Raw genomic sequence first — 20769 nt, 5'->3', positions numbered from 1 at the left:
TTCTTTAACATGAGCAAAACATTATGAAGATGATATTCTTGAAAATAACAAAATAAATTTAAAAGAGGCATGCTCTTCTTCCCCCCCCACCCTAAAACGAAGATTCTTAAATCCATGTCGATCTGTAAACAATGCGCTGTAAATGATCCAGCTTCTTATTTTGCACCGGCCTTTTGGGATTCTCCCTTCATGCAATCCACTTAATGCAACTCTACAAACAAGCTCCACTCTGAATATACAACAAACTATAAGGAGAATTCATTGTTTTGCACGTTGAATGAGAGAGCCGAAATCAGGAAGATTCTCTCATTTCATGCCTCTTATATTAAATTAATCAAAATCATATCTCTTGTACGTACAAGCAGGGCTGGCGTGTGGGTAAAAACTGTACAAGAAAGGATTTAAAATGCTTCTTATGCAGAATCTCAAGTACCAAGAACTATTACAATATTGGAGGTTGGCAAATATAACAATGGTACCGACTTCCTTCTTCATAAGCGTAAAAAGGGTGGTGATCCATGAATTTTATACTCTTTGACGCTCGACAGAGTAAAATGGGCTTAAGAGAAATAAGGGTACCTCTAGCAAACGCGTAAACAAACAACACAATGAAATGTCTATGCTGAGTAAACACTATAGATTATCCATAAAGACCAAACATCCGTCTTTCATAAGATCGCATAACGAACATGTTGCGGAGTGAGATATTTTGCATCTTACAGCTCATTTTTCCCAAATAGATCTTCTCGACAAAAAGAATATTTTTGTTAAGATGCCACTGAAAAACTTACCTTCATTATGTTCTTTCTATATACCAGACCAGAGGGTATCGTGAAGATCGTGCAATTGGGAATAAACAAAAATGAATTTACAACAAATTGAACCTGATATTTTTATCAGCGCCCAAATTAGCATAGAAAATATCAAAACATTGGCACAAGCTGGTTTTAAAACAATTATCTGTAACCGCCCCGATCACGAAGAGCTCCATCAACCTGACTTTTCTAGCATTAAAACGGTCGCAAATGAATATGGCATAAAAGCCTATCACATTCCCATTTCTCCTCCAACTATAGAAAAGTCAGCTGTTGAAGCCATGCAAACAATTTTAAAAACAGCCTCTCTGCCTCTTCTTGCCTATTGTCATCACGGATCACGCTCGCTGCATCTTTATCGTTTAGCGCGTCTTTAAACAGAGGGTTCGCACATTTCCTCCGCACCTTAAAAGACGAAAATTCTTAAATACGCATCGATTTGTAAAAAACAATCTGTCAATAATCTTTGTCTTGCGCCTTTCCCTTGGCTTGCCACTTCATAAAACTCTACAAGCAAGCTTTGCTCCTCAATATACAACAAGCATGCACACCCGAAGCCATAAAAATGCATGAAAATTCATATGATGATCAAAGAAAATTATTTTCACCTCACTTTTTATCACTGCTCCACCTTCTTTTTCTCTTCCTTTACCAATACGAACTCATTCGTACGCCACAGACACCTAAAATGACAGTAAAACCACTAAGAAAACCCCATATTCCGAATAAAAGGCATGCAGAGTATTTTATAAAAAAAGCCGTAAGCCATAATCTATGGTTAACTACAACATATTGATTTATAACAATTAATTATTTTGCACGTTGAATGATAAATCCTAATACCGTAAGATTCTCTCAAGCCTATTTATAGTGAAGCAATCAAAAGCGTGTTTCTTGCATGTCACAAGCAGGAAGTGTTCGTGTGAAATAAAACGAGTTAAGAAAAAACTCTCATAAGCGCTCTCAAATAGCCTAGACTGTACAACACTAAAGGCTTGTCAATATAACGGATGGTGTCGGATTGCTCTTTTATTAGGCATAAAGATGATAGCCCTCAACGAAGCTTTCAAGATACCATTCATGAATGTCATCATGAAAATGAATATGGGAAGCGTTGAAAGATATTTCTTTAAAAGAAGTGCATAAATTAGCAACACAAGGATATTCCAGCATTTTATTTTACCTGTAGGGCGTGATATCCTATTCAAAGAACAAGAACAACCTGAAACTGTTATTTTCATGATTTAAGAGATATTGCTCTGGACCCTTTTGAAAGTGGCAAACCCGAATGTAAAAAAGACTGTCATCTGGACTGATTTTCTCCTTTATAACTTCATATTTTTCCCCAATAAGGCTGTAAACCGGTTTCAGAGATTACGCAAATGGATAATGCAATAGGGCTCTCCTCATCTAGCATACAAAAGCTGTAACAGCAGAGAGAGCATTAAAGCGCTTTAATCTTCGTCTCAAACATACTGCTCGCGTTGAGGAACACTAAAGCAAAAGTTTTATGAGAAAAACAATACGATACAGTCACGAATAGAGCGAACATAGATTGGAAAAATGTCCCAACTTTTATCCAATATTTCTATCAAAAAACAACAAAACATTATTGGCTTTGTGTTTTCATATCCTTACAAGACTGTCTTTCCTTTTCATTATAGGCTTTACATTTGTGAAGGACAAAAGAGATATATGGATAGTTCTTAGCTTGAGAATCTAAAAGATTGAAGTGTTACGACAACAAAATTGTGCCTTTATCCATCAAAAGCATTAGAAATTTTGAAACAATACACCTGCTTTCTTGCAATGATTTCTTTTTATCTGCAATCAATCGCACAGTCTCCTTAATATGCATTCCCCATCACAATATACAAGAGAAAGGAGACTTAAAGCATCTTCCAGCAGCTTCATTCTCTTTTACGTGATTGGTTAGCACAAAAACTGCTGCTAACCACTGATCTTCTTCACGAGACTTGACAAATAAACCTTTTTTAAAAATATTCATTACATAATACAAAATATCACATGCGTAAGGTTACACGAACCAACTCTCATCATAAACGATGATACGGCATAAATGACATAATAAAAAAAATTAGAAAGAAGAAACAATAAACTTTTAAAATAAAAAAAGTCATCAATTAAATTTTATCAAACTATAAGCTTAAAATCGCAAGAAATTTTAAAAACAGCCTTTCTCCCTCTTCACGTCTATTATTGCTAAATAGGCTGGTTGCTTATTCTTTACTGCATCTTTTATGACGAGTTTTAACGGATCAGAAAGAAACAAGCAGTAAAGTTTTGAATGACAACAAAAACCATAAAGTTAACTTTGAAAAAAATGATGCCAAAATCAGATCTTCAGATATTCGATTCTCCCTCTCAACAACGGAAAAAACATATATTCCACGATGTTTTGGAATATATCTTTGTGATTATAATCACTTTAAGTGCTATTTTTACGGCTCTTCTCTCTTTTTCAGATCAGTTTAGGACATATTTTTAAAAGTAAGCAGCCTATCCAACGTTGATAATGGTTGTACTGTCTTTAAAATTTCTTTTGCTTTCTTTTCATCACGATGCATTTGCGCAATCAAAGGTTCAAGTCCATCAAATTTTTCTTGTCCTCGCAAAAACTGGAAAAAAGAAACGGTACAGCTTTCCCCATAAAGGTCGTCGTTAAAGTCAAACAAATAGGTTTCCAAAAGGGGCGCCCCATCCTTAACAACCGTTGGACGACAACCAAAGCTTGCAACACCATCATACAAAACACCGTTCGCACGACGCAAACGTACCGCATAAACACCATGAGCCAAACGAACTTGGGGAGGCAACATTTGATTAGCGGTAGGAAATCCCAAAAGACGTCCAAGTTTTTCACCTTGAATAATATTGGAGCGTATCCGATAGTGATACCCTAACAAATGGGCTGCTTTGTCCACTTCCCCTTGTGAGAGAAGTTGCCGAATAAAACTCGAGGAAATGATCAAAGATTGTGACTCTTGAGGACGAGAAACGCAAGAAACTTGCACAACCTCAAATCCATATTTCTCTCCCCTTTGGCAAAGAAGATGTACATTTCCGCTTTTCTGATGACCAAATTGAAAATTTTCGCCTGTCACCACAACTGAAACATCAAAAACTTCCTTTAAAAACGACTTAATAAATTCGTCCGCTGAAAGAGCGGCAAACTGTGCATCAAAGGGCTGTTCAATCACGCCGTCAAAACCAAGGGTTTTAAAAATTTCAGCTTTTTCAGCTGCCTCTGTCAAACGATAGACAGGAGCTGAATGTTGAAAAAAACTTCTTGGATGGGGTTCAAAAGTTAAAACAACAGATGATTTCTTTTTTATACGCGCGAAATCAAGTGCTTTTTGCAACACCACCTGATGCCCACAATGAACACCATCAAAATTTCCAAGTGCCAACACTGCTCCCCGCCAAGCCGAGGGAAACATATGAATTCCCTGAAGACGCAAAAAATTAGTCATTACTGAAGTGCCCACATGATTGCTTGTGGTTTATAACCATGATGTTCAAGAAAAGAATGCAAAGCTTGCTTATCAACCACACCCTTTTGCGTATAATCATAATGATGAATCCCCCCCATAATATAAAGGGCATCAAGACCAAAGTGAGCCGCCCCCTTAATATCCGTTAAAAGACCATCACCAATAGCTAAAACTTGACTTTTTTCTACTGTTCCCCGTAGTTTTTGAAGTTTTTCAAAGGCACATTCATAAATAGGCGCGTGAGGTTTTCCAGCAATGCGCACTTCCCCCCCTAATTGTTGATAAAGACGAGCCAATGCACCAGCGCACCAAAATTCTTTATTTCCATAATGGACAATCACATCTGGGTTCGCACAAATAAAAGGTAAATTCCGCGACCGTATACGACGAAACATCTCCTCATAAGCAGAGGGTTCTTCGTCAAAATCTTCAAGAAAACCGCTACAGACGACAACAGAAGCCTCCCATTCTTCAACAAATTCACACTCTAACCCTTCAAACAGCACCAAATCACGTTGTGAACCAATGAAAAAAACTTTACGTGGAGCAGTCTGAATGAGATCGCGCGTTACATCCCCTGAAGTGATAATGGCATCATAATAGTCGCTATGAACATTCATGCTTTGTAATTGAGCAGCAACATCTTCCCGTAGCCGAGGAGAATTGGTTAATAAAATGACAGTTTTTCCCATTTGTCGGATTTTATACAACGCCTTCAACGCTGGTTCAAATGCATGTACACCGTTATGCACAACACCCCACACATCACAAAAAACAGCATCATAATGCGCTATAATAGTCTCAATATGGGTAAGTTCATTCATGGTGCACCTATCTCTATTTGTCATTTAAAGCTGTCTTTTACTTCAAAAATACTTACCGAAAGATAATACTTGTGTCATCTGCTTTCTCAAACCATATCCCAACTTTTTATCGTCTATAGAGATCATAAGAAATGATAAAATAACTAAGTTATCATTAAGTTGTGCAAAATTCTAAAATGCTTGATAGCAAAAGCTTATCATTCCCCAATGCTATTTTTCTCATAAAAATTTTAATTCTAACAACAACGACGTTGATAGAGTTTTTTATCTAAAATACTCAAATTCTTCACTGAGAAAATAAACGTATCCCCCTCTTAAAAACATGCATCATGAGAAAGCCCAATATATTTTCTCATTTCAAATCCGTTTATATTGAATCAATCAAAACCTATTGACTTACACATTATAAACGGAGAGCGTACAGATAAAAACACGTGAAGAAAGAAAAAATAGCTCTTATGCTCCCTTTCAAAAGCAAAAACTGTCGTAATATTTTGAACTGGCCGAGAGTATATGTCGTCCGAGCATCTTTTTTTCAGTAAAGATAGCAATATAGCTTTTATCCCATTCATAGAGGCTTTTACGCTATATACTTTACGAAGCGCCATTGTAAAATAGGCGCTAATATTGAGAAATATCTTCCAAAACAAACATGTGAATATACAACAATCAGATCTATAATGTTTTGAGTTTATTTTGCATGAGGGCTCTTTACTCATAAAAGCTTTCCCCTATCATCATGATATCTCAGACGCATCAAAACAAGTCATTTTGATTATTGGTTAAGGACAGCACCGTAAGCGGTGACTTGAGCTTAAAAACCAAGCTTTACCTTCGTAAAATGCATATCTGATGTCATGAGTTGAGTAAGCAAACCTTAAAACTTTGAAAGGCAAACAACCTCCTATTTAAAAAAATCTATCCGTCTCAAGAAAAACTATTTTTATTGCCAATCTCCTAAAATTACTTTATGAATCGAAAAATGTTTTGATCGCATACGCAACGATCAAAAGGGGTCTTGAAAACCCGAAACCCTAGCGTAAAAATAAACCCACTATGTGGGTATCCCGGAATTCCGGGAGATTTTGCTATGTCCAGGTGCTCCAAGCACTAAAAGCAAAATGCTGACTAGGGTTCAGTGTTTTCAAGCTCCCGGAATACCAATGCGAGGGCGCTCGCACCTGGAGGGGGAAAATGCAAGCTCAAAATCTTAATATTGATCTTTTTGTAGACAAAAAAGTTCGCTTTAGGCGAAAAGTGCTAAAAATGTCTCAAAAAACATTAGGGCATCATTTAGGTGTCACTTTTCAACAAATCCAGAAATATGAAAAAGGCTTAAATCGCGTGAGCGCAGAACGTTTAAAGGAAATTTCCGATATTTTGAATGTTCCACTTGCCTTTTTTTACACTGATATCATCAAAAAAGACAACGCCCCGTACCATTATGATGAAATCGCCTCGAGCAAAGAGGAATATTTGCTTTTAAAAAGTTTTAGAGTCCTCACATCTGTCAAGCAGAAAGCGATTTTAAACTTAATTTGTGATCAAAATTAAAACGCTTTAAAAGCATAGCTATAAAGTGCTACACACCCTATTCTTGTCTTTCTCCCCACACCCCAAAAGGATGCCCCCCTCCTCAAACCGGTTGATAAACGATCCGCCTTTTCAAAAATAGCTCCTTCTCAGCTTCCCATTTCATATGGTTCCTTTCACAAAATTATATAAACAAGCCCTCCCTTGAATATTCATCACACTCTCTTATCAAAACACCCCATGTATAAAGTTTTATGTCTTATATCACCACACCCGCAAACAATAGCGTTTTACAGCACAACAGAATAAGTATTTATCTGTATTTAAAGAGTGGCCCCCTTTTCGCTATGGACGCTCTATTTATTTTAAATGATGTACATTTAATATACCTGCTATTAAAGACTTAGTATCTGTTATAGAGTCTTAAAGGCATATTTTCCCTCTAAAATCTCAATGCTACACCAACTCTATCATAAGGCAAAACATTGATTTATAAAGACAATTTATTATTTTACATGTTGAATGAGAATCCAGAATATCGTAAGATTCTTTCATTTCAGACTTGTTCCATGTTGAATCAACCAAAACTATATCTCTTGCAGGTTACAAGTGGGAAGAGGCGTATGGATAAAAACTATTAAGTAAGAATTAAAAATGCCTCAAACGAACCGTCTCAATTACCAAGAGCTGTAAGCAACACCCACAAGCTGACAAACTGTGTGATGGTGCAAGGCTTGCTCCGTTATGAAGCGTAAAGATGGGGGGCTCAATGGATTTACCCTTATACCCTTTACGAACAGCGTCGCAAAATAAGCTTGGATACCTTGAGAGATATTTCTATAAGACAATGCTATCCAGTTCTCTCATGATTATAATCCTCAATCTGATAAAGTTGAAACAAACAATAGGATTGCGAATATGATTTGGGGAGCTCATCTGAAAGATGAAAAATGATAAAAAAATTCCGCTATAACAATTGAAGAAGCGAGCATTCGTTGAGCCGTAACTTCTTTATTTTAGAATTTTTATATCACACTTTACTGTTGAGATGCATGACCACGGTCTGTAACATCAAGCTTTACGAGAAAACCATTTCAGTATCTGCTTGTAAGACATTTTGACAGTTTTTAGATTCCTTAACAAATTGTCCTGAAAGAAAACACTTCGTTCCCCATTCTTCTCTTAATTTTGCATCTTTTTTTAAATCTTCTACGCTATAGTTTTTTTTCACACCCCAAAACGAATAATAGAGTCATGCATAATAAAATAATTTTTTTTCATTTTATCCCTCTTTAAATACCTTATCTGTTAATATCATCTCCCCAAATGAGGGTTGAATTTCTGTATGAGAATACAGCCTCACTATCACTTGCTTACTTTCAAAGTGAATACTCTGAGTAAAATAACGCAAAGAAGAGCTCACAATAGCTATCGTATGAGTTTGACATTAAAACGCAATAAGAAGGGAAAGGGCAAAAACTGAACACAAATGACGAAATCAGAAGACGCATTAATGCTTTTGTCCAACTGATTTCAAATAGTTACATTGCAATAGGCATCGCCCCTAGCCCTATAGAAAGCCTATGAGCATTATAATACTTAAATCTCACGATCAATGGACTATGCAGCCATAACAAAAAAGTATGAGCTCTTTTTACCTATTTGTATGTTGATTATTGTTCCTCCATCGAGGCCTAAATAGAAACGTTTTGTGATATATAGAAAACAATCAGCAATGCAAATCATTTTACGAAGATTTCTTCGTGTAGAGTCTATTTGAAATCCATCCATCATTTGGAAGTCTGAATTTAAAAGCAGATAATTATGAAAGCTTTTCAAGGAATGCAACAGATTGATCACTTTTAAAGAAGTAAAAAACGTGATCCAATCCTGAAGACAAAATTCTGATGAAAAAACTTTTGTTATGAATTCTTTTAAGGCATTGTGAAAGATTTTATCCATTATATCAAACGTTACACCATTTTTGGGTCTGTTTATTTTTTACTTTTATCAACACCGCTCTAGAAATCCGTTTCTTGAGCGTTTTTTATCGCCTCACTTCTCCTTCAAACACAAATACTCAAAAATGCTTTGCCACCAACAATGACATTTTCCTGCTTTTATAAAACACATAAGTAAAAATAGAGAAGCGATTTTGAAAGCAACCCTACCTTGAAAAGGGAATTACCATCCATTTACTTCCTAAACGAAAATAATCTCACCGTTTATTCAAATTTGCTCTACGATTTGGTACAATTTTATTGATAAAGTTTTCTCTATAAAAATTTAAGTAAATATGTTCGTTAAAACCAATCATGGACTAGCAAAGGGGTTATAGGATCCATTATCTCGCCGCCATTTTAAAGGTTCAGTGAAATCACTCGACCAAAGACCAATCTTGTTGCCACGTGCTTTTTCTTCCGCATGATGATACTGGGATGGAATAGGATTTTTCCCCTCTTTTGAGAGTACCAACATACCTTCTTTAAGACCTTCCTCAGCTAAATCAACCCCTTGAACAAAACATTGCGCATAATAAACACCATTGTGCATCAAAGCCTGTTTACAGGATAAATCCTGCCCAAGTGTTTTGGTGACAAGCCAAGCCGTTGTAACCGCACCACAGGGCCATTCTTGATCATTTAATCTTGCTTTTTGACGGGGTGCACATGTGTCCACACCATAAAGATGAATATCACGGGAGATATGTGAGCGCCAAGATTGTGCAGCAGGCGTCAGTAATTTAAATGTAGCCCCACTTGTAACAGAAGCCTTACCATGAAAAACAACAGCATTATTTGCAACATCATTTAATGAAACACTCTTCTGCAAATCGAGAGCTGGTTCATTTTTTTCTAATTGCTGTTTGGTGATAGATCTACCCAACTTTTTTTCTTCTCGATAGAGATCGACAATATCTTGGATATCTTGCGTCTCAAATGTTTTAAGAATGCTGAAATCCATTTTATCTTTATATTGGCTTAATCCCCACACCGTAGCCCCCATAATGTAAATAATAACAATCAATTTAAATAGCATCTCTTAACACGCTCGCTCAAAAAATTCGTTTTTTTCCTATCATGTCAGATTATTGATCAGCAATCCCCTTGTTTTTAAAGAAAAAATCCAAATATAAGTGTTGCAGATTAACTACATTTTGTAAAGAATGATATTCTTTCTTTCATTATTTTAATATTGTTATTTTTACCAATATACACAACTTAAAATTGCCATTTTCATGTAACACAATCTCAATTTGAAAAGACTTCTGTCTCTTTACGAAGAAGAGCTTGAGAGTGAACAGATCCACGATCAAGGCTTTTAAAACAAACAAACGAGAAGAATTAAACTGTCATCAAATGACAGCACTTTCCAGTTTGTTAGAGGCAATGGAATGTCGACATATGAACAAATATTATTTGTTAAAGAGAGGTAAAATGACAGATAATAGATTCCAAAACATCATTTTTATCGTGACCATGCTGCTTTTTACCGCATTGCTTGTATCAGATCCTTCTTATGCTGCTTCTACTGCTGGTGGAGGTGGTTTCGGGAAGCTCGATGGTGTTTTAGGCAACATTGTCGCAATGATGACGGGTCCAACGGCAAGACTCATTGCTATTATATGTGTTGCTGCTGTGGGGATTGGTTGGATGTACGGCTTTATTGATTTACGCAAAGCAGCTTACTGTGTTCTGGGGATTGCTATTGTTTTTGGTGCTCCCACTCTCGTCGGTAAATTAGCGGGCACAACATAAATGAATGAAGATACTCTTTTCCTTGCCTGTACGCGCCCGGCCATGTTTGCTGGTGTTACAATGGAAGCGATGGCGCTCAATGTCATGGCGACATCCATTCTTTTCATTTTGACCAGTGATTTTACCATGTTTGGTCTTGGGATTGGGATGCACTTTATTTTGCGAGAAGTGACAAAGTACGATCACAATCAATTTCGCGTATTGTTTGCATGGCTCAATACCCGAGGAAAACAAAAAAACCTCAACCGATGGGGAGGAGGTTCTACCTCCCCTTTACGCCTTATCCGCACCTATAAGGAACTAAGCTGAAGGAACGAAATTGGTGAAACAGATGTCAATAATGAAACGGGAAACTTTGCCTGAAGAATATATCCCCTATATACGCTACATCAACCAACATGTCGTTGCTTTAAATTCACGATGTTTAATGGTTGTGATGGCTGTTGAGGGTATAAATTTTGACACTGCGGATATTGATCAATTAAATTCTTTACACAACCAATTAAACACCCTTTTAAAAAATATCGCAGACGAACGGCTTGCTTTATATTCTCACATCATCCGCCGCCGTGAAACGATATACCCAGAAGGTCATTTTCTTTCATCTTTTGCAACAACATTAGATGAAAAATATAAAAAGAAAATGGTTTCGCAAGAACTGTATAGAAATGATCTATTTATTTCACTGCTTTGGAATCCGGCCGCGGATAAAACAGAAAAGCTGGTTTCATTTTTTCAGCGCTTGAGCAAAGCCAAGAAAACACAATCTGAGCCCGATGAGGAAGCTATTCGTAAACTCGAAGAGTTAAGTCAAGATCTTATGCAAGGTTTGGAAGAATATGAAGTTCGTCTGCTATCCATCTATGAACATGAAGGACTTTTATTTGCCGAACAAAGTGAATTTCTCCACCAGCTAGTGGGGGGAAGACGTGAGCGTATTCCTCTCACATTTGGAACTATTGCTTCAACAATTTACTCGGATCGTGTTATTTTTGGGAAAGAAATTATCGAAATTCGCCATGAAAGCAATGAACGCTTTGTGGGCATGTTTGGATGGAAAGAGTATCCTTCTAAAACACGCCCAGGTATGACTGATGGTCTGCTTACGGTGCCATTTGAATTCATCTTAACACAATCCTTTGTCTTTAAAAGTAAGGCAGCCGCCAGTGCGATTATGAGCCGCAAACAAAATCAAATGATCAATGCAGCTGACCGTGCTAGCTCACAAATCGATGCACTGGATGAAGCGCTAGATGATTTAGAATCAAACCGTTTTGTTTTGGGAGAACACCACATTTCTTTAGCTGTTTTTGCTGATCATCCTAAAATATTGTCTGAAAACTTATCAAAAGCACGTTCCCATTTAACCAATGGAGGAGCCGTGATTGCCAGAGAAGATTTAGGATTGGAAGCAGCATGGTGGGCACAGCTTCCTGGAAACTTTAGCTATCGTGCACGTTCAGGCGCCATTACCAGCAGAAATTTTGCCGCTTTATCGCCCTTCCATTCTTTCCCTGTTGGAAAACTGAACGATAATGTTTGGGGAGCTGCTGTCGCATTGCTAAAAACACAGGCTGGTTCACCTTACTATTTTAATTTTCATTATGGCGATCTTGGAAACACATTTGTTTGTGGTCCATCAGGATCTGGTAAAACAGTGATTGTTAATTTTCTTCTTGCACAATTACAAAAACACAATCCAACAATGGTTTTTTTTGATAAAGATCAAGGAGCAGAGATTTTTGTACGGGCTGGAGGAGGGAAATACAAACCTTTAAAAAATGGGCAGCCCACGGGTATTGCTCCCTTAAAGGGCATGGAATACACCGAAAAAAATAAAATCTTTCTTCGTAATTGGATCTTAAAGCTGGTGACTGCTGAAGGGCAAATCGTAACAGAAGAAGAGCGACAAGATATCGCCAAAGCCATTGATTCCTTAGAAAACTTACCCCCAACCCAGCGCTCTCTTGGTGCCCTTCAACTGTTTTTTGACAACACATCCAAAGAAGGAATTGCCATACGGCTGCAACGCTGGATTAGAGGCAATGATTTAGGATGGGTTTTTGATAATGACCAAGATGATCTCAATTTAAATGCGCAGTTCATTGGATATGACATGACCGATTTCTTAGATAATGAAGAAATTCGGCGCCCCTTAATGATGTATCTTTTTCACCGCATTCTTGATTTGATTGATGGGCGACGTATCATTATCGTCGTTGATGAATTCTGGAAAGCTTTAGAAGATGATTCATTCAAAGCTTTTGCGCAAGATCGGCTAAAAACAATCCGTAAACAAAATGGCATGATGCTCTTTGCAACACAAAGCCCTAAAGATGCTTTGAACTCAACAATCGCACACACAATTATTGAGCAATGCCCCACCCAAATATTTTTTCCAAATCAAAAAGCAAATTACAATGATTATGTCGAAGCTTTCAAACTTACTGAGCGTGAATTTGAACTGATACAGTCAGAGTTAAGCAGAGAATCCCGTCGTTTTCTCATCAAACAAGGACAAAGTTCCGTCGTTGCAGAACTTAACTTACGTGGAATGAATGATGAGATCGCCGTTTTAAGCGGCACAACAAAAAACATTGAACTCATGAATGAAATTATCAACGAATATGGAGCTGCCCCTGACAAATGGCTGCCCATATTTTATCAAAGGAGAAAAAATCAATGAAAAAATATGGCTTAGTTACACTGTTATCTTTTTCTTTTATTTCTCATGCAATAGCGCAAACAACACCCGATGTAGATGAATATTATAAACAAGCACTCGAGAACACACAAAAATTAGATGCTGCAAAATCAGAAACAGCTGAAAACATTTATAAAAGCGCAACTGAAACTGCAAATAAAATCAAAGAAATAAATCATCAATTTGAAAATATTCAATCAAAAAAAGACACTAAGCCTGAAGAATTGCAAGCCCTTCAACAAGAGCTTCAAATAAAACTTTCTCTTCTTCAAGCCGATCTTCAAGTGAATTCTTTAAAACTTCAGTCTCTTGATATGATTCAAGCAAGAGATACGAAGACAAAAGATGAGCTACGTGAAGAAAAGGAACAAAAAAAGCATAAATATCTTGAGGCACAATTAAAAGAAAAAGAAAAACAATTAAAAGAAAAACTTGAAAGTACAAGTACAAATGTCAGACTTTAGTTTTTCTCCCTTTGAAAGCGTTTCTGGGTATATTTTAAAACCCCTTGATAATGTGATGGACACGACGGTGAGTGGGCTGTCTTCTGCTATTTCAGCGCCCTTAAATCTCGCCGCAATCATTTTTATCTTTCTTTATGGCTATAATGTTATGACAGGTCGCGTTGCGCTTTCCATGCATAGTCTTCTCAATAATGTTGTTAAAATCGTTGTTGTTACAACAATGGCAACGAATGCGGATACATTTAATACTTATGTCAAGGATATTTTCTTCAATGATTTATCCAATGCTATTGGGAATGCGCTTAACAGTAATCCTGCAAGCTCCAATGTTTTTGATTATATTTTGTTAAAAGCAAGTTCGCGTTATCAAGAAGTCTTATATAATGCTTGGTTTTTTGAAAAGATCATTGTGGGTCTTCTTGGTTCTATCATGCTTCTCGCGGTTATTCTTTTTTGTATAGGTGGTTTTATTGTGCAAATGTTTGCACAAGTTGCACTCGTCATGATTATAGGTCTTGGGCCTCTATTCATTAGTTTGTATTTGTTCAATGCAACGCGAAAATACTCCGATGCATGGATTACAACTTTGATCAATTTTACCATTTTACAAGTTCTCGTAATCATGCTTGGAACTATTATATGTCAAGTTATCCTACAGGTTCTCAAAGTTTCATATGAATCAATTTATGTTCTTTTTCCCCCTGTCATCGTCATTTCGATCATAGGAGTTATTATCTTCCGTGCGCTTCCTGGTATTGCAACAGCGCTGGCCTCTGGCGGACCATACTTTAACGCTGGTGTCTCTTCAGGAGGACAGATTTTTACAATGCTTTCCAATGGTGCAAGAGCGAGTGGCAATGCAGTAAAAAGTGCCACTTCACAAATCTCAGGAGCTGCCGGTAACGCTGTTAGAAGTGCGGCAGGGGCGGCAGCAAAAGCAGGTAAATCCGGAGGCGGTCGTGGTCGATTTTAAGATAAAGCACCTTTTTAAAAGAATAAGCATTTTTGTTTTTGCCTTGTGTGCGCCCTTTGGCGTACACGCCATGATCCTGTTTCAGATAAGATCTAACATCTTGGGTCTAACAACAAAACCAATCAAAATCTTGCATCACATAAACTTGTAAAAATGTTCAGAACAAAGGCTCTCATGCATTGTATTCCAAGATATTTGTGAGTTCAAAAAATGAAACGAAAAATAACTTTTGTTATGGTCCTAACAATCGCTCTTACTGGTTGTGCCTCTTTGAGTGGCCCTAAAAAACCACCACGCTGTAATGGCAAACATACACGCGCTTTAAATAAAGATAAGTGGAATTGGGACAATAAAAACATTGTCTACCCAGAAAAGAGCGTAAAGCCTGTTACCACTCCCATCATTCTCAATACTTTGGAAAGTGAAAAAGTAACAGCCAATTCAGCTTTATTAAAGCCGGTTATTCATGAAGCACGATCTGATAAAACTGTGGAGGTTATGCGTGAAAAGTGATGCCCTTGAAGAATATATAAAAGAAGCGCGCTCATTTGACATTGATCGCATGCATAGCATGCGTGTGCGGATGAAAATCTCCATGGCTTTAACAGTGCTTTTTGGATTGATGACAATTGCGCTGGCTTTAGCTGTCGCAGCTTTGACGCCTTTGAAAACAGTAGAGCCTTTTGTTATCCGCGTTGATAACTCAACAGGCATTATTGACACTGTAAGCGCCCTAAAAGAATCCCCTAACGACTATGATGAAGCGATAACGCGTTATTTTGCCAGCCAATACGTTCGCGCTCGTGAAGGTTTTCAAGCATCAGAAGCAGAAAACAATTTTCGCTTAGTCTCTCTTTTATCTTCTCCAAAAGAACAAAACCGTTTTGCAAAATGGTACGCGGGCAATAATCCAGAAAGTCCGCAAAACATTTATCATAACATGATTGCTACGATCACAATCAAATCAATCTCTTTTATAAGTAAAGATCTTATCCAAGTTCGTTACTATAAAACGATCAGAGACTTGAATGAAAAAGAAAATATTTCCCATTGGATTTCAATCTTAAATTTTTCCTACGTGAACGCACACATTTCAACGTCTGATCGTCTTATCAACCCTCTTGGTTTTCAAGTATCGGAATATAGATCTGATCCAGAGGTGATAAAATGATCAGACTTTTACAAACAATCTCTTTAATTTTTACGATCACTGTCAGCTTGCACACAGTTCTCTCACTTGCGGAAACAGCGCCTGTCAGTGCACGTAAAGATAACCGCATCAGATTTGTCAATTATGACCCCTACAACGTCGTACAAATCATTGGCTCCATTCGCTCTTCGGTTCAACTAGAATTTGCCGTTGATGAAGAAGTAACCTATGTAGGAATTGGAAATTCGGTTGCTTGGCAAGTTGCACCGGCTGGACACTTTGTTTTTCTCAAACCACGTGAAGTTCAGCCTGTGACAAATTTACAAATTGTCACAAGCCGCCAAGATGGAACACAACGCTCTTATCAATTCGAGCTACAAGTCCGTGAAGGCGATGTTTCAGCCGGCAATGAGACGTATTTCTTGGTAAAGTTTCGTTATCCAGAAGATGAAGCCTTACGTAAGAAATTAGCCGAAGCAGAAAAAGAAAAACAACGTGAAGAAAACTTTGTCAATGATATTTTAAATATCCATGAAGATTTTGGACCACGCAATTGGGCTTATGAAGCTCAAGGCTCATCTCTTATTGAACCTGCTTCTGTCTATGATAATGGGAAAACAACAACCTTTACCTTTTTAGGCAACATTGAAATCCCTGCCATTTACATTGTATCGCCTGATGGGCAAGAAGCGCTTATTCCCAAATCGATTAAAGGCAACAAGGTTATTGTTCATGCAACAGCTGCACAATTCACGCTACGACGTGGGAATGAAGTATTGTGCATCTTTAACAAAAGGTTCGTACCAAAAGGAATTAATCCTGAAACAGGTACGACATCACCATCTGTACAACGTAAAGTGAACCTAGGAAGCAGCCATGAATAACACCGTGGATGAAAAAAGCATTAATGATCGCGATACAATAAAAAATGCTCAAGGGAAAAGTCAACAAAACAATGTGGGGAAAGCTATTGCTCTTATTATTCTTTTCAGTGTCTGTCTTTATTTAGCCTATTCAACACTTGTTACAGACAAAAAGCAACCAATTGAATCTTCAAAAGAAGGAAAAGTTATAAAACAAACAGAGCTTTTTCATCCTGCAAAGCCTACCCCTCCCCCCTTTGAACAGCCTCAACGAAATAACGCTCTATTACCAAAAGTCGAGCTACCAACACCAAACATCAATCAATTAAATTCTGATGACTCACTGCTGGAGGCAGCACAACGTGCTCCTGTATTAGCTTATGCAAGTACACAACAAGGCAAAATAGATTCACAAACAAATAATGCTGCTTTGCCTCACCAACTTGAAAGCAAACCTGATGAAACGACACAACGTTTTAATCATCTTCTCAAACCCACAGTGCTTGAAGGTATTCGTGCTTCAACCCTTGGCAATCGAAACTACATCATCGCGATGGGAACTTCTATTCCTTGTATTTTAGAAACAGCCATCAACAGTGATCAACAAGGTTTTGCCAGTTGTATCATCTCCAGAGATATCTTATCAGACAATGGTCGTGTTGTGCTTCTTGATAAAGGCACCCAAATTGTTGGTGAATATCGCGCCGGATTGAAAAAAGGCCAAACACGTCTCTTTGTACTATGGAATAGAGCAAAAACCCCCAATGGTATCATTATATCTTTAGCTTCACCGGCAACGGATGCTTTAGGGCGTTCTGGTATGGATGGAGATATTGATAACCATTGGCTCGAGAGGATTGGGTCTGCGCTTCTTGTCTCACTAATAAAAGATGCAACACACTATGCCAATAAACGTTTATCAAAAAAACAGGAAAAAGAAGAAACTGAAACAATCTCTTCAGGACAAAACATCGCAAACATTCTCGTAGAAAATTACGCCAATATTCCTCCAACATTATCCAAAAACCAAGGGGAAATGGTGAATATCTTTGTTGCCCGCGATTTAGATTTTTCCAGCGTTTATAAATTGAAAGTCATCGAAAACAAAAAACAGATTATCAATCGAGCTGTTTCAAGAAACTTTTACAAAAATTCGGCGGTAACTTTAGAATGAACTCAAACTTACATACCATGAGCGATGAAACCGTTGCGATTGTTCTCACAAAACTTGAACCCATCAGTGCTTTTTTGAAAGATGATAGACTCTTTGAAATTGTTATCAATCGTCCCTATCAAGTCATGACTGAAGGATTTGATGGATGGAAAACAATAGAAGCACCGAGGCTCTCTTTTAATGAGCTTATGGGGATTGCGAAAGTTGTCGCCTCCTATTCCAAGCAAAACATATCGGACAAAAACCCAATATTATCTGCAACGCTACCAGGCAATGAGCGCATTCAAATTGTCATTCCGCCGGCTGTCGAAAAAGACACGATTAGTATGACAATTCGTAAACCATCATCGCAGAGTTTTTCTCTCGAAGAACTCGCCAAGAAAGGCCTCTTCTCGCTCTGTGAACAGGTCTCTTTCACACCTTTGAATGACTATCATTCTCGTTTTAATGAACTCAAAATCATCGAGCATAAATTAGCCAATGCCTACTGTAATAAAGACTTTGTCTCTTTTTTAAATCAAGCTGTAGAATGCCAGAAAAATATTTTAATTGCGGGAAAAACCGGTTCGGGTAAAACAACATTATCAAAAGCATTAATCGCCAAAATCCCTCAAGAAGAGCGTATTATCACCATTGAAGACACGCAAGAATTGGTGATACCACACCCTAACCATGTCTCAATGTTCTATTCAAAAGATGGACAAGGCTTAGCCTCCGTTGGGCCCAAAGAGTTACTTGAATCATCTTTACGGATGCGTCCTGATCGTATTCTTTTGCAAGAACTTCGAGATGGTACAGCCTTTTATTATATCCGCAATGTCAATTCAGGCCATCCAGGTTCCATTACGACGGTTCACGCATCAACAGCACTTGCAGCCTTTGAGCAGATGACCCTTTTGGTCAAAGAAAGTGAAGGCGGTGGTGATTTAGAGCGTGATGATATTCGAGGCCTGTTGATTTCAATGATTGATATCATCATCCAATGCAAACGGATTGAAGGAAAATTTAAGGTCACAGAAATTTATTACGATCCCTTCAAACAACGAAACATCTTTGGAGGTGACTAAAAGAAGATCACACCGGCTGCCAAAGGCTCTTTTAAAGCAACAATTGCAAATAAGAGAAAAAATGCATGAAAACCAACGAAACAGAAATAGAGAAAATCTTTTATCGATGACAGAGGAAGAATTAAAAAAACGCCGTGAAGCCGTTGAAGCAGCCATCAGCACCCATACGATAGAGGGAATAGCGCTTCATCCTACAACACTCAAAATTTTAGAAGAATACGCAAAGGGGAATATTTCACTCGAGGAATTTAACACTCTTATGGACAACGTAAAATTATAAGGAAGCTGCGATGCCAAAAGCAAAAGCAAAGACAAAAAATATACAGACAGTTTCTCCCCATCATTATGTCTACCCAAACACCACAACACTCAAAAATAAATATGGAATAAAAGACTTAAAATCCTTTCTGGAGAAATGCTCACATGATACAGCAGAAGCAATGGTTAATCTGCGTGAATCCCCCGTACCAGAAAAGTTTGATAGCTCCTATCTATGCTCTATACATCACCACTTATTTAAAAATACCTTTGAATGGGCTGGATATCTGCGCCATCTCCCCTTTACATTTGAAGATGGCACCATAGCCGCTATGCCCGAAATGAAAAGAACAGGATGGGAAAATCCTTTTGCACTCGGCGATGAAATCCAAGACGGTTTACAAAAATTAGATCAAACGCTTGCCGAAAAAGATAATTTGCAAGGCTTAACGCGTGAGAAATTTAACGCTGAAGCAATAAGCTTATTTAACGCCCTTAACCAACTTCATCCTTTTAGAGAAGGCAATGGACGTACACAACGAGTCTTTTTTGAAAATCTTGCCAAAGCCGCAGGGCATCAGCTTGATTTTTCACTTGTTACAAAAGAACGCATGATGCTCGCCAGTGTTGCTGTAGCAGAAAATGGTGATCTAGAACCAATGCAACATCTGTTTGAAGATATCTCTAATCCCAATAAAATACTTCTTTTAAAGGAATTCATGAGCAACATGAAAGAACTTGGGCGCAATGTTAATGATCGTCCTGTTATGGTTGCAAAAGAAGGTGAAACCTACACAGGTACCTATAGGGGTGCTGGTTATGATAGCTTTGCTTTCAATGTGAAAGGCGCTTACATCATCGGCAATAAAGAACAGCTCACGCCAGAACAACTCAAAACATTAAAACCTGGTGATAGATTTACCTTTACCGTTCCCAAAACAAAAAAGCTTGAAAGCATTCTCATTCCAGAAGAAAGATTAGCCCCTTTGACAGAAAATGAAACGGCCCAAATGGTTGCAGAAGATTCTTGTGTCCACGCAAGCCTAAAACAGGTTCAGCAATTGTCAAAAATTGTTTATGGTAACGAAAAAACATTAAACAAACAGATGGTAGAAATCATCAAAAATCCAAGCTTAGGCCAACAGCTCGCTAACCAGATTGAAAGAGCACCGCACTCTATTTCTCATCTTGCCGGTTTCAGTTTATGTGGACTACAAAACCAGACACGTGCAAACGCTAAAAATCATCTTGAGATGCTCTGTACTGCCGTTGCAAATTTCGCGTATGCTGTAAAACATGCTGAAAAGGAAATTACGCAAGAACATGCAACAGAACAAAGTCGTCGTGCAAAAACGGTAGAAATGCCAAGTCAAAGCTTGCAAGACCTCTTCGCCTTGCCAAAAGAATTACAACAAGAAGCTTTAACAAAAAATCCTTTATGTCAAAAAGAGCTCAGCAACTTTGTAAAAAAGATCAACACCCGTCTCTCACCAAATGAACATAAAGCAGTTCAAAATAATGATTATGAAACATTGGCTCAAAGCATTGGTGTATCAGAAAATAAAGCCAAACAAATTACACAAATTATTAAGCAAACCAAAGAAGTACACCAGCAAGCACAAGTATGCACAATGCACCGTTCCAAAGCATTCGCTATGGCCTGCTAAGAAT

General features: G+C 37.8%; 18 protein-coding genes. 14 read left to right on the top strand and 4 right to left on the bottom strand.

All coding sequences use genetic code 11. The features are described from left to right. The first annotated feature begins 862 nt into the window (after nt 1-862). Nucleotides 863-1192: a TIGR01244 family sulfur transferase gene (locus tag ACFIQC_RS04940; RefSeq protein WP_375613563.1), complete on the top strand. Its 330-nt coding sequence runs from the start codon at nt 863-865 to the stop codon at nt 1190-1192. Nucleotides 1193-3307: 2115 nt separating this feature from the next. Here the strand turns inward: ACFIQC_RS04940 and ACFIQC_RS04935 are convergent. Both ACFIQC_RS04935 and ACFIQC_RS04930 read right to left on the bottom strand, forming a co-directional pair. Beyond that, complete coding sequence (locus ACFIQC_RS04935) at nt 3308-4309, bottom strand: bifunctional riboflavin kinase/FAD synthetase (protein ID WP_375621540.1); 1002 nt, start codon at nt 4307-4309, stop codon at nt 3308-3310. Continuing rightward, nucleotides 4309-5154, bottom strand: coding sequence for a TIGR01459 family HAD-type hydrolase (locus tag ACFIQC_RS04930; protein WP_375630157.1), 846 nt, complete (start codon nt 5152-5154; stop codon nt 4309-4311). Before ACFIQC_RS04930 ends, ACFIQC_RS04935 begins: the two co-directional genes overlap by 1 nt. 1194 nt (nt 5155-6348) lie before the next feature. Here ACFIQC_RS04930 and ACFIQC_RS04925 point away from each other — a divergent pair. Further along, nucleotides 6349-6708, top strand: a complete 360-nt coding sequence (locus ACFIQC_RS04925; RefSeq protein WP_375630156.1) for a helix-turn-helix domain-containing protein — start codon at nt 6349-6351, stop codon at nt 6706-6708. 1057 nt (nt 6709-7765) lie between these two features. On the opposite strand, the gene ACFIQC_RS04920 is transcribed toward ACFIQC_RS04925, so the two are convergent. Continuing rightward, nucleotides 7766-7918 carry an EexN family lipoprotein gene (locus ACFIQC_RS04920; RefSeq protein ID WP_375621537.1) on the bottom strand — a complete coding sequence of 51 codons (153 nt, stop codon included), beginning with the start codon at nt 7916-7918 and terminating at the stop codon, nt 7766-7768. A 1082-nt stretch (nt 7919-9000) separates the two neighbouring features. Beyond that, nucleotides 9001-9726 carry a hypothetical protein gene (locus ACFIQC_RS04915; RefSeq protein WP_375706814.1) on the bottom strand — a complete coding sequence of 242 codons (726 nt, stop codon included), beginning with the start codon at nt 9724-9726 and terminating at the stop codon, nt 9001-9003. A gap of 398 nt (nt 9727-10124) precedes the next feature. On the opposite strand from ACFIQC_RS04915, the gene ACFIQC_RS04910 reads away from it, so the two are divergent. The 12 genes from ACFIQC_RS04910 (at nt 10125) to ACFIQC_RS04855 (ending at nt 20765) form a co-directional block, all read left to right on the top strand. After that, on the top strand, nt 10125-10445 hold the full coding sequence (locus ACFIQC_RS04910) for a TrbC/VirB2 family protein (protein WP_375610628.1): 321 nt from the start codon (nt 10125-10127) through the stop codon (nt 10443-10445). Continuing rightward, nucleotides 10446-10754 carry a type IV secretion system protein VirB3 gene (locus ACFIQC_RS04905; protein ID WP_212112790.1) on the top strand — a complete coding sequence of 103 codons (309 nt, stop codon included), beginning with the start codon at nt 10446-10448 and terminating at the stop codon, nt 10752-10754. Nucleotides 10755-10776: 22 nt separating this feature from the next. Then, nucleotides 10777-13131 (top strand): VirB4 family type IV secretion/conjugal transfer ATPase, encoded by a 2355-nt coding sequence (locus ACFIQC_RS04900; RefSeq protein ID WP_375612194.1) that lies wholly within the window; start codon nt 10777-10779, stop codon nt 13129-13131. After that, the gene (locus ACFIQC_RS04895; protein ID WP_375630154.1) at nt 13128-13613 is read left to right on the top strand and encodes a type IV secretion system protein VirB5; all 486 of its coding nucleotides are present in this window, start codon (nt 13128-13130) and stop codon (nt 13611-13613) included. Before ACFIQC_RS04900 ends, ACFIQC_RS04895 begins: the two co-directional genes overlap by 4 nt. Further along, entirely contained in the window at nt 13600-14586 is a 987-nt protein-coding gene (locus ACFIQC_RS04890) for a type IV secretion system protein (RefSeq protein WP_375610597.1), read from the top strand. The genes ACFIQC_RS04895 and ACFIQC_RS04890 overlap by 14 nt, the downstream gene beginning before the upstream one ends. 210 nt (nt 14587-14796) lie before the next feature. Continuing rightward, nucleotides 14797-15099, top strand: a complete 303-nt coding sequence (locus ACFIQC_RS04885; RefSeq protein WP_375610598.1) for a type IV secretion system protein VirB7 — start codon at nt 14797-14799, stop codon at nt 15097-15099. Continuing rightward, nucleotides 15053-15757, top strand: a complete 705-nt coding sequence (locus tag ACFIQC_RS04880) for a virB8 family protein (RefSeq protein ID WP_375610599.1) — start codon at nt 15053-15055, stop codon at nt 15755-15757. Before ACFIQC_RS04885 ends, ACFIQC_RS04880 begins: the two co-directional genes overlap by 47 nt. After that, the gene (virB9, locus tag ACFIQC_RS04875; protein ID WP_375621532.1) at nt 15754-16620 is read left to right on the top strand and encodes a P-type conjugative transfer protein VirB9; all 867 of its coding nucleotides are present in this window, start codon (nt 15754-15756) and stop codon (nt 16618-16620) included. Before ACFIQC_RS04880 ends, virB9 begins: the two co-directional genes overlap by 4 nt. Then, nucleotides 16613-17773, top strand: a complete 1161-nt coding sequence (virB10, locus tag ACFIQC_RS04870; protein WP_375706813.1) for a type IV secretion system protein VirB10 — start codon at nt 16613-16615, stop codon at nt 17771-17773. The genes virB9 and virB10 overlap by 8 nt, the downstream gene beginning before the upstream one ends. Continuing rightward, the gene (virB11, locus tag ACFIQC_RS04865) at nt 17770-18840 is read left to right on the top strand and encodes a P-type DNA transfer ATPase VirB11 (RefSeq protein WP_375630153.1); all 1071 of its coding nucleotides are present in this window, start codon (nt 17770-17772) and stop codon (nt 18838-18840) included. The genes virB10 and virB11 overlap by 4 nt, the downstream gene beginning before the upstream one ends. Nucleotides 18841-18901: 61 nt before the next feature. After that, nucleotides 18902-19120: an antitoxin VbhA family protein gene (locus ACFIQC_RS04860; protein WP_375621556.1), complete on the top strand. Its 219-nt coding sequence runs from the start codon at nt 18902-18904 to the stop codon at nt 19118-19120. A gap of 10 nt (nt 19121-19130) precedes the next feature. Further along, on the top strand, nt 19131-20765 hold the full coding sequence (locus ACFIQC_RS04855; protein WP_375630152.1) for a BID domain-containing T4SS effector: 1635 nt from the start codon (nt 19131-19133) through the stop codon (nt 20763-20765). The last annotated feature ends 4 nt before the right edge of the window (nt 20766-20769 follow it).

Source organism: Bartonella sp. AA126HLJHH (assembly GCF_042197425.1).
Taxonomy (GTDB): Bacteria; Pseudomonadota; Alphaproteobacteria; order Rhizobiales; family Rhizobiaceae; genus Bartonella.
The sequence above is the reverse complement of the archived record's forward strand: the minus strand, read 5'-3'. Positions and strand labels throughout refer to the sequence as shown.

Bases quoted from the DNA above. Each gene is read 5' to 3' on its own strand.
- ACFIQC_RS04940 (WP_375613563.1), top strand. From the start codon at position 863: ATGAATTTACAACAAATTGAACCTGATATTTTTATCAGCGCCCAAATT.
- ACFIQC_RS04935 (WP_375621540.1), bottom strand. From the start codon at position 4,309: ATGACTAATTTTTTGCGTCTTCAGGGAATTCATATGTTTCCCTCGGCT.
- ACFIQC_RS04930 (WP_375630157.1), bottom strand. From the start codon at position 5,154: ATGAATGAACTTACCCATATTGAGACTATTATAGCGCATTATGATGCT.
- ACFIQC_RS04925 (WP_375630156.1), top strand. From the start codon at position 6,349: ATGCAAGCTCAAAATCTTAATATTGATCTTTTTGTAGACAAAAAAGTT.
- ACFIQC_RS04915 (WP_375706814.1), bottom strand. From the start codon at position 9,726: ATGCTATTTAAATTGATTGTTATTATTTACATTATGGGGGCTACGGTG.
- ACFIQC_RS04910 (WP_375610628.1), top strand. From the start codon at position 10,125: ATGACAGATAATAGATTCCAAAACATCATTTTTATCGTGACCATGCTG.
- ACFIQC_RS04905 (WP_212112790.1), top strand. From the start codon at position 10,446: ATGAATGAAGATACTCTTTTCCTTGCCTGTACGCGCCCGGCCATGTTT.
- ACFIQC_RS04900 (WP_375612194.1), top strand. From the start codon at position 10,777: ATGTCAATAATGAAACGGGAAACTTTGCCTGAAGAATATATCCCCTAT.
- ACFIQC_RS04895 (WP_375630154.1), top strand. From the start codon at position 13,128: ATGAAAAAATATGGCTTAGTTACACTGTTATCTTTTTCTTTTATTTCT.
- ACFIQC_RS04890 (WP_375610597.1), top strand. From the start codon at position 13,600: ATGTCAGACTTTAGTTTTTCTCCCTTTGAAAGCGTTTCTGGGTATATT.
- ACFIQC_RS04885 (WP_375610598.1), top strand. From the start codon at position 14,797: ATGAAACGAAAAATAACTTTTGTTATGGTCCTAACAATCGCTCTTACT.
- ACFIQC_RS04880 (WP_375610599.1), top strand. From the start codon at position 15,053: ATGAAGCACGATCTGATAAAACTGTGGAGGTTATGCGTGAAAAGTGAT.
- virB9 (WP_375621532.1), top strand. From the start codon at position 15,754: ATGATCAGACTTTTACAAACAATCTCTTTAATTTTTACGATCACTGTC.
- virB10 (WP_375706813.1), top strand. From the start codon at position 16,613: ATGAATAACACCGTGGATGAAAAAAGCATTAATGATCGCGATACAATA.
- virB11 (WP_375630153.1), top strand. From the start codon at position 17,770: ATGAACTCAAACTTACATACCATGAGCGATGAAACCGTTGCGATTGTT.
- ACFIQC_RS04860 (WP_375621556.1), top strand. From the start codon at position 18,902: ATGCATGAAAACCAACGAAACAGAAATAGAGAAAATCTTTTATCGATG.
- ACFIQC_RS04855 (WP_375630152.1), top strand. From the start codon at position 19,131: ATGCCAAAAGCAAAAGCAAAGACAAAAAATATACAGACAGTTTCTCCC.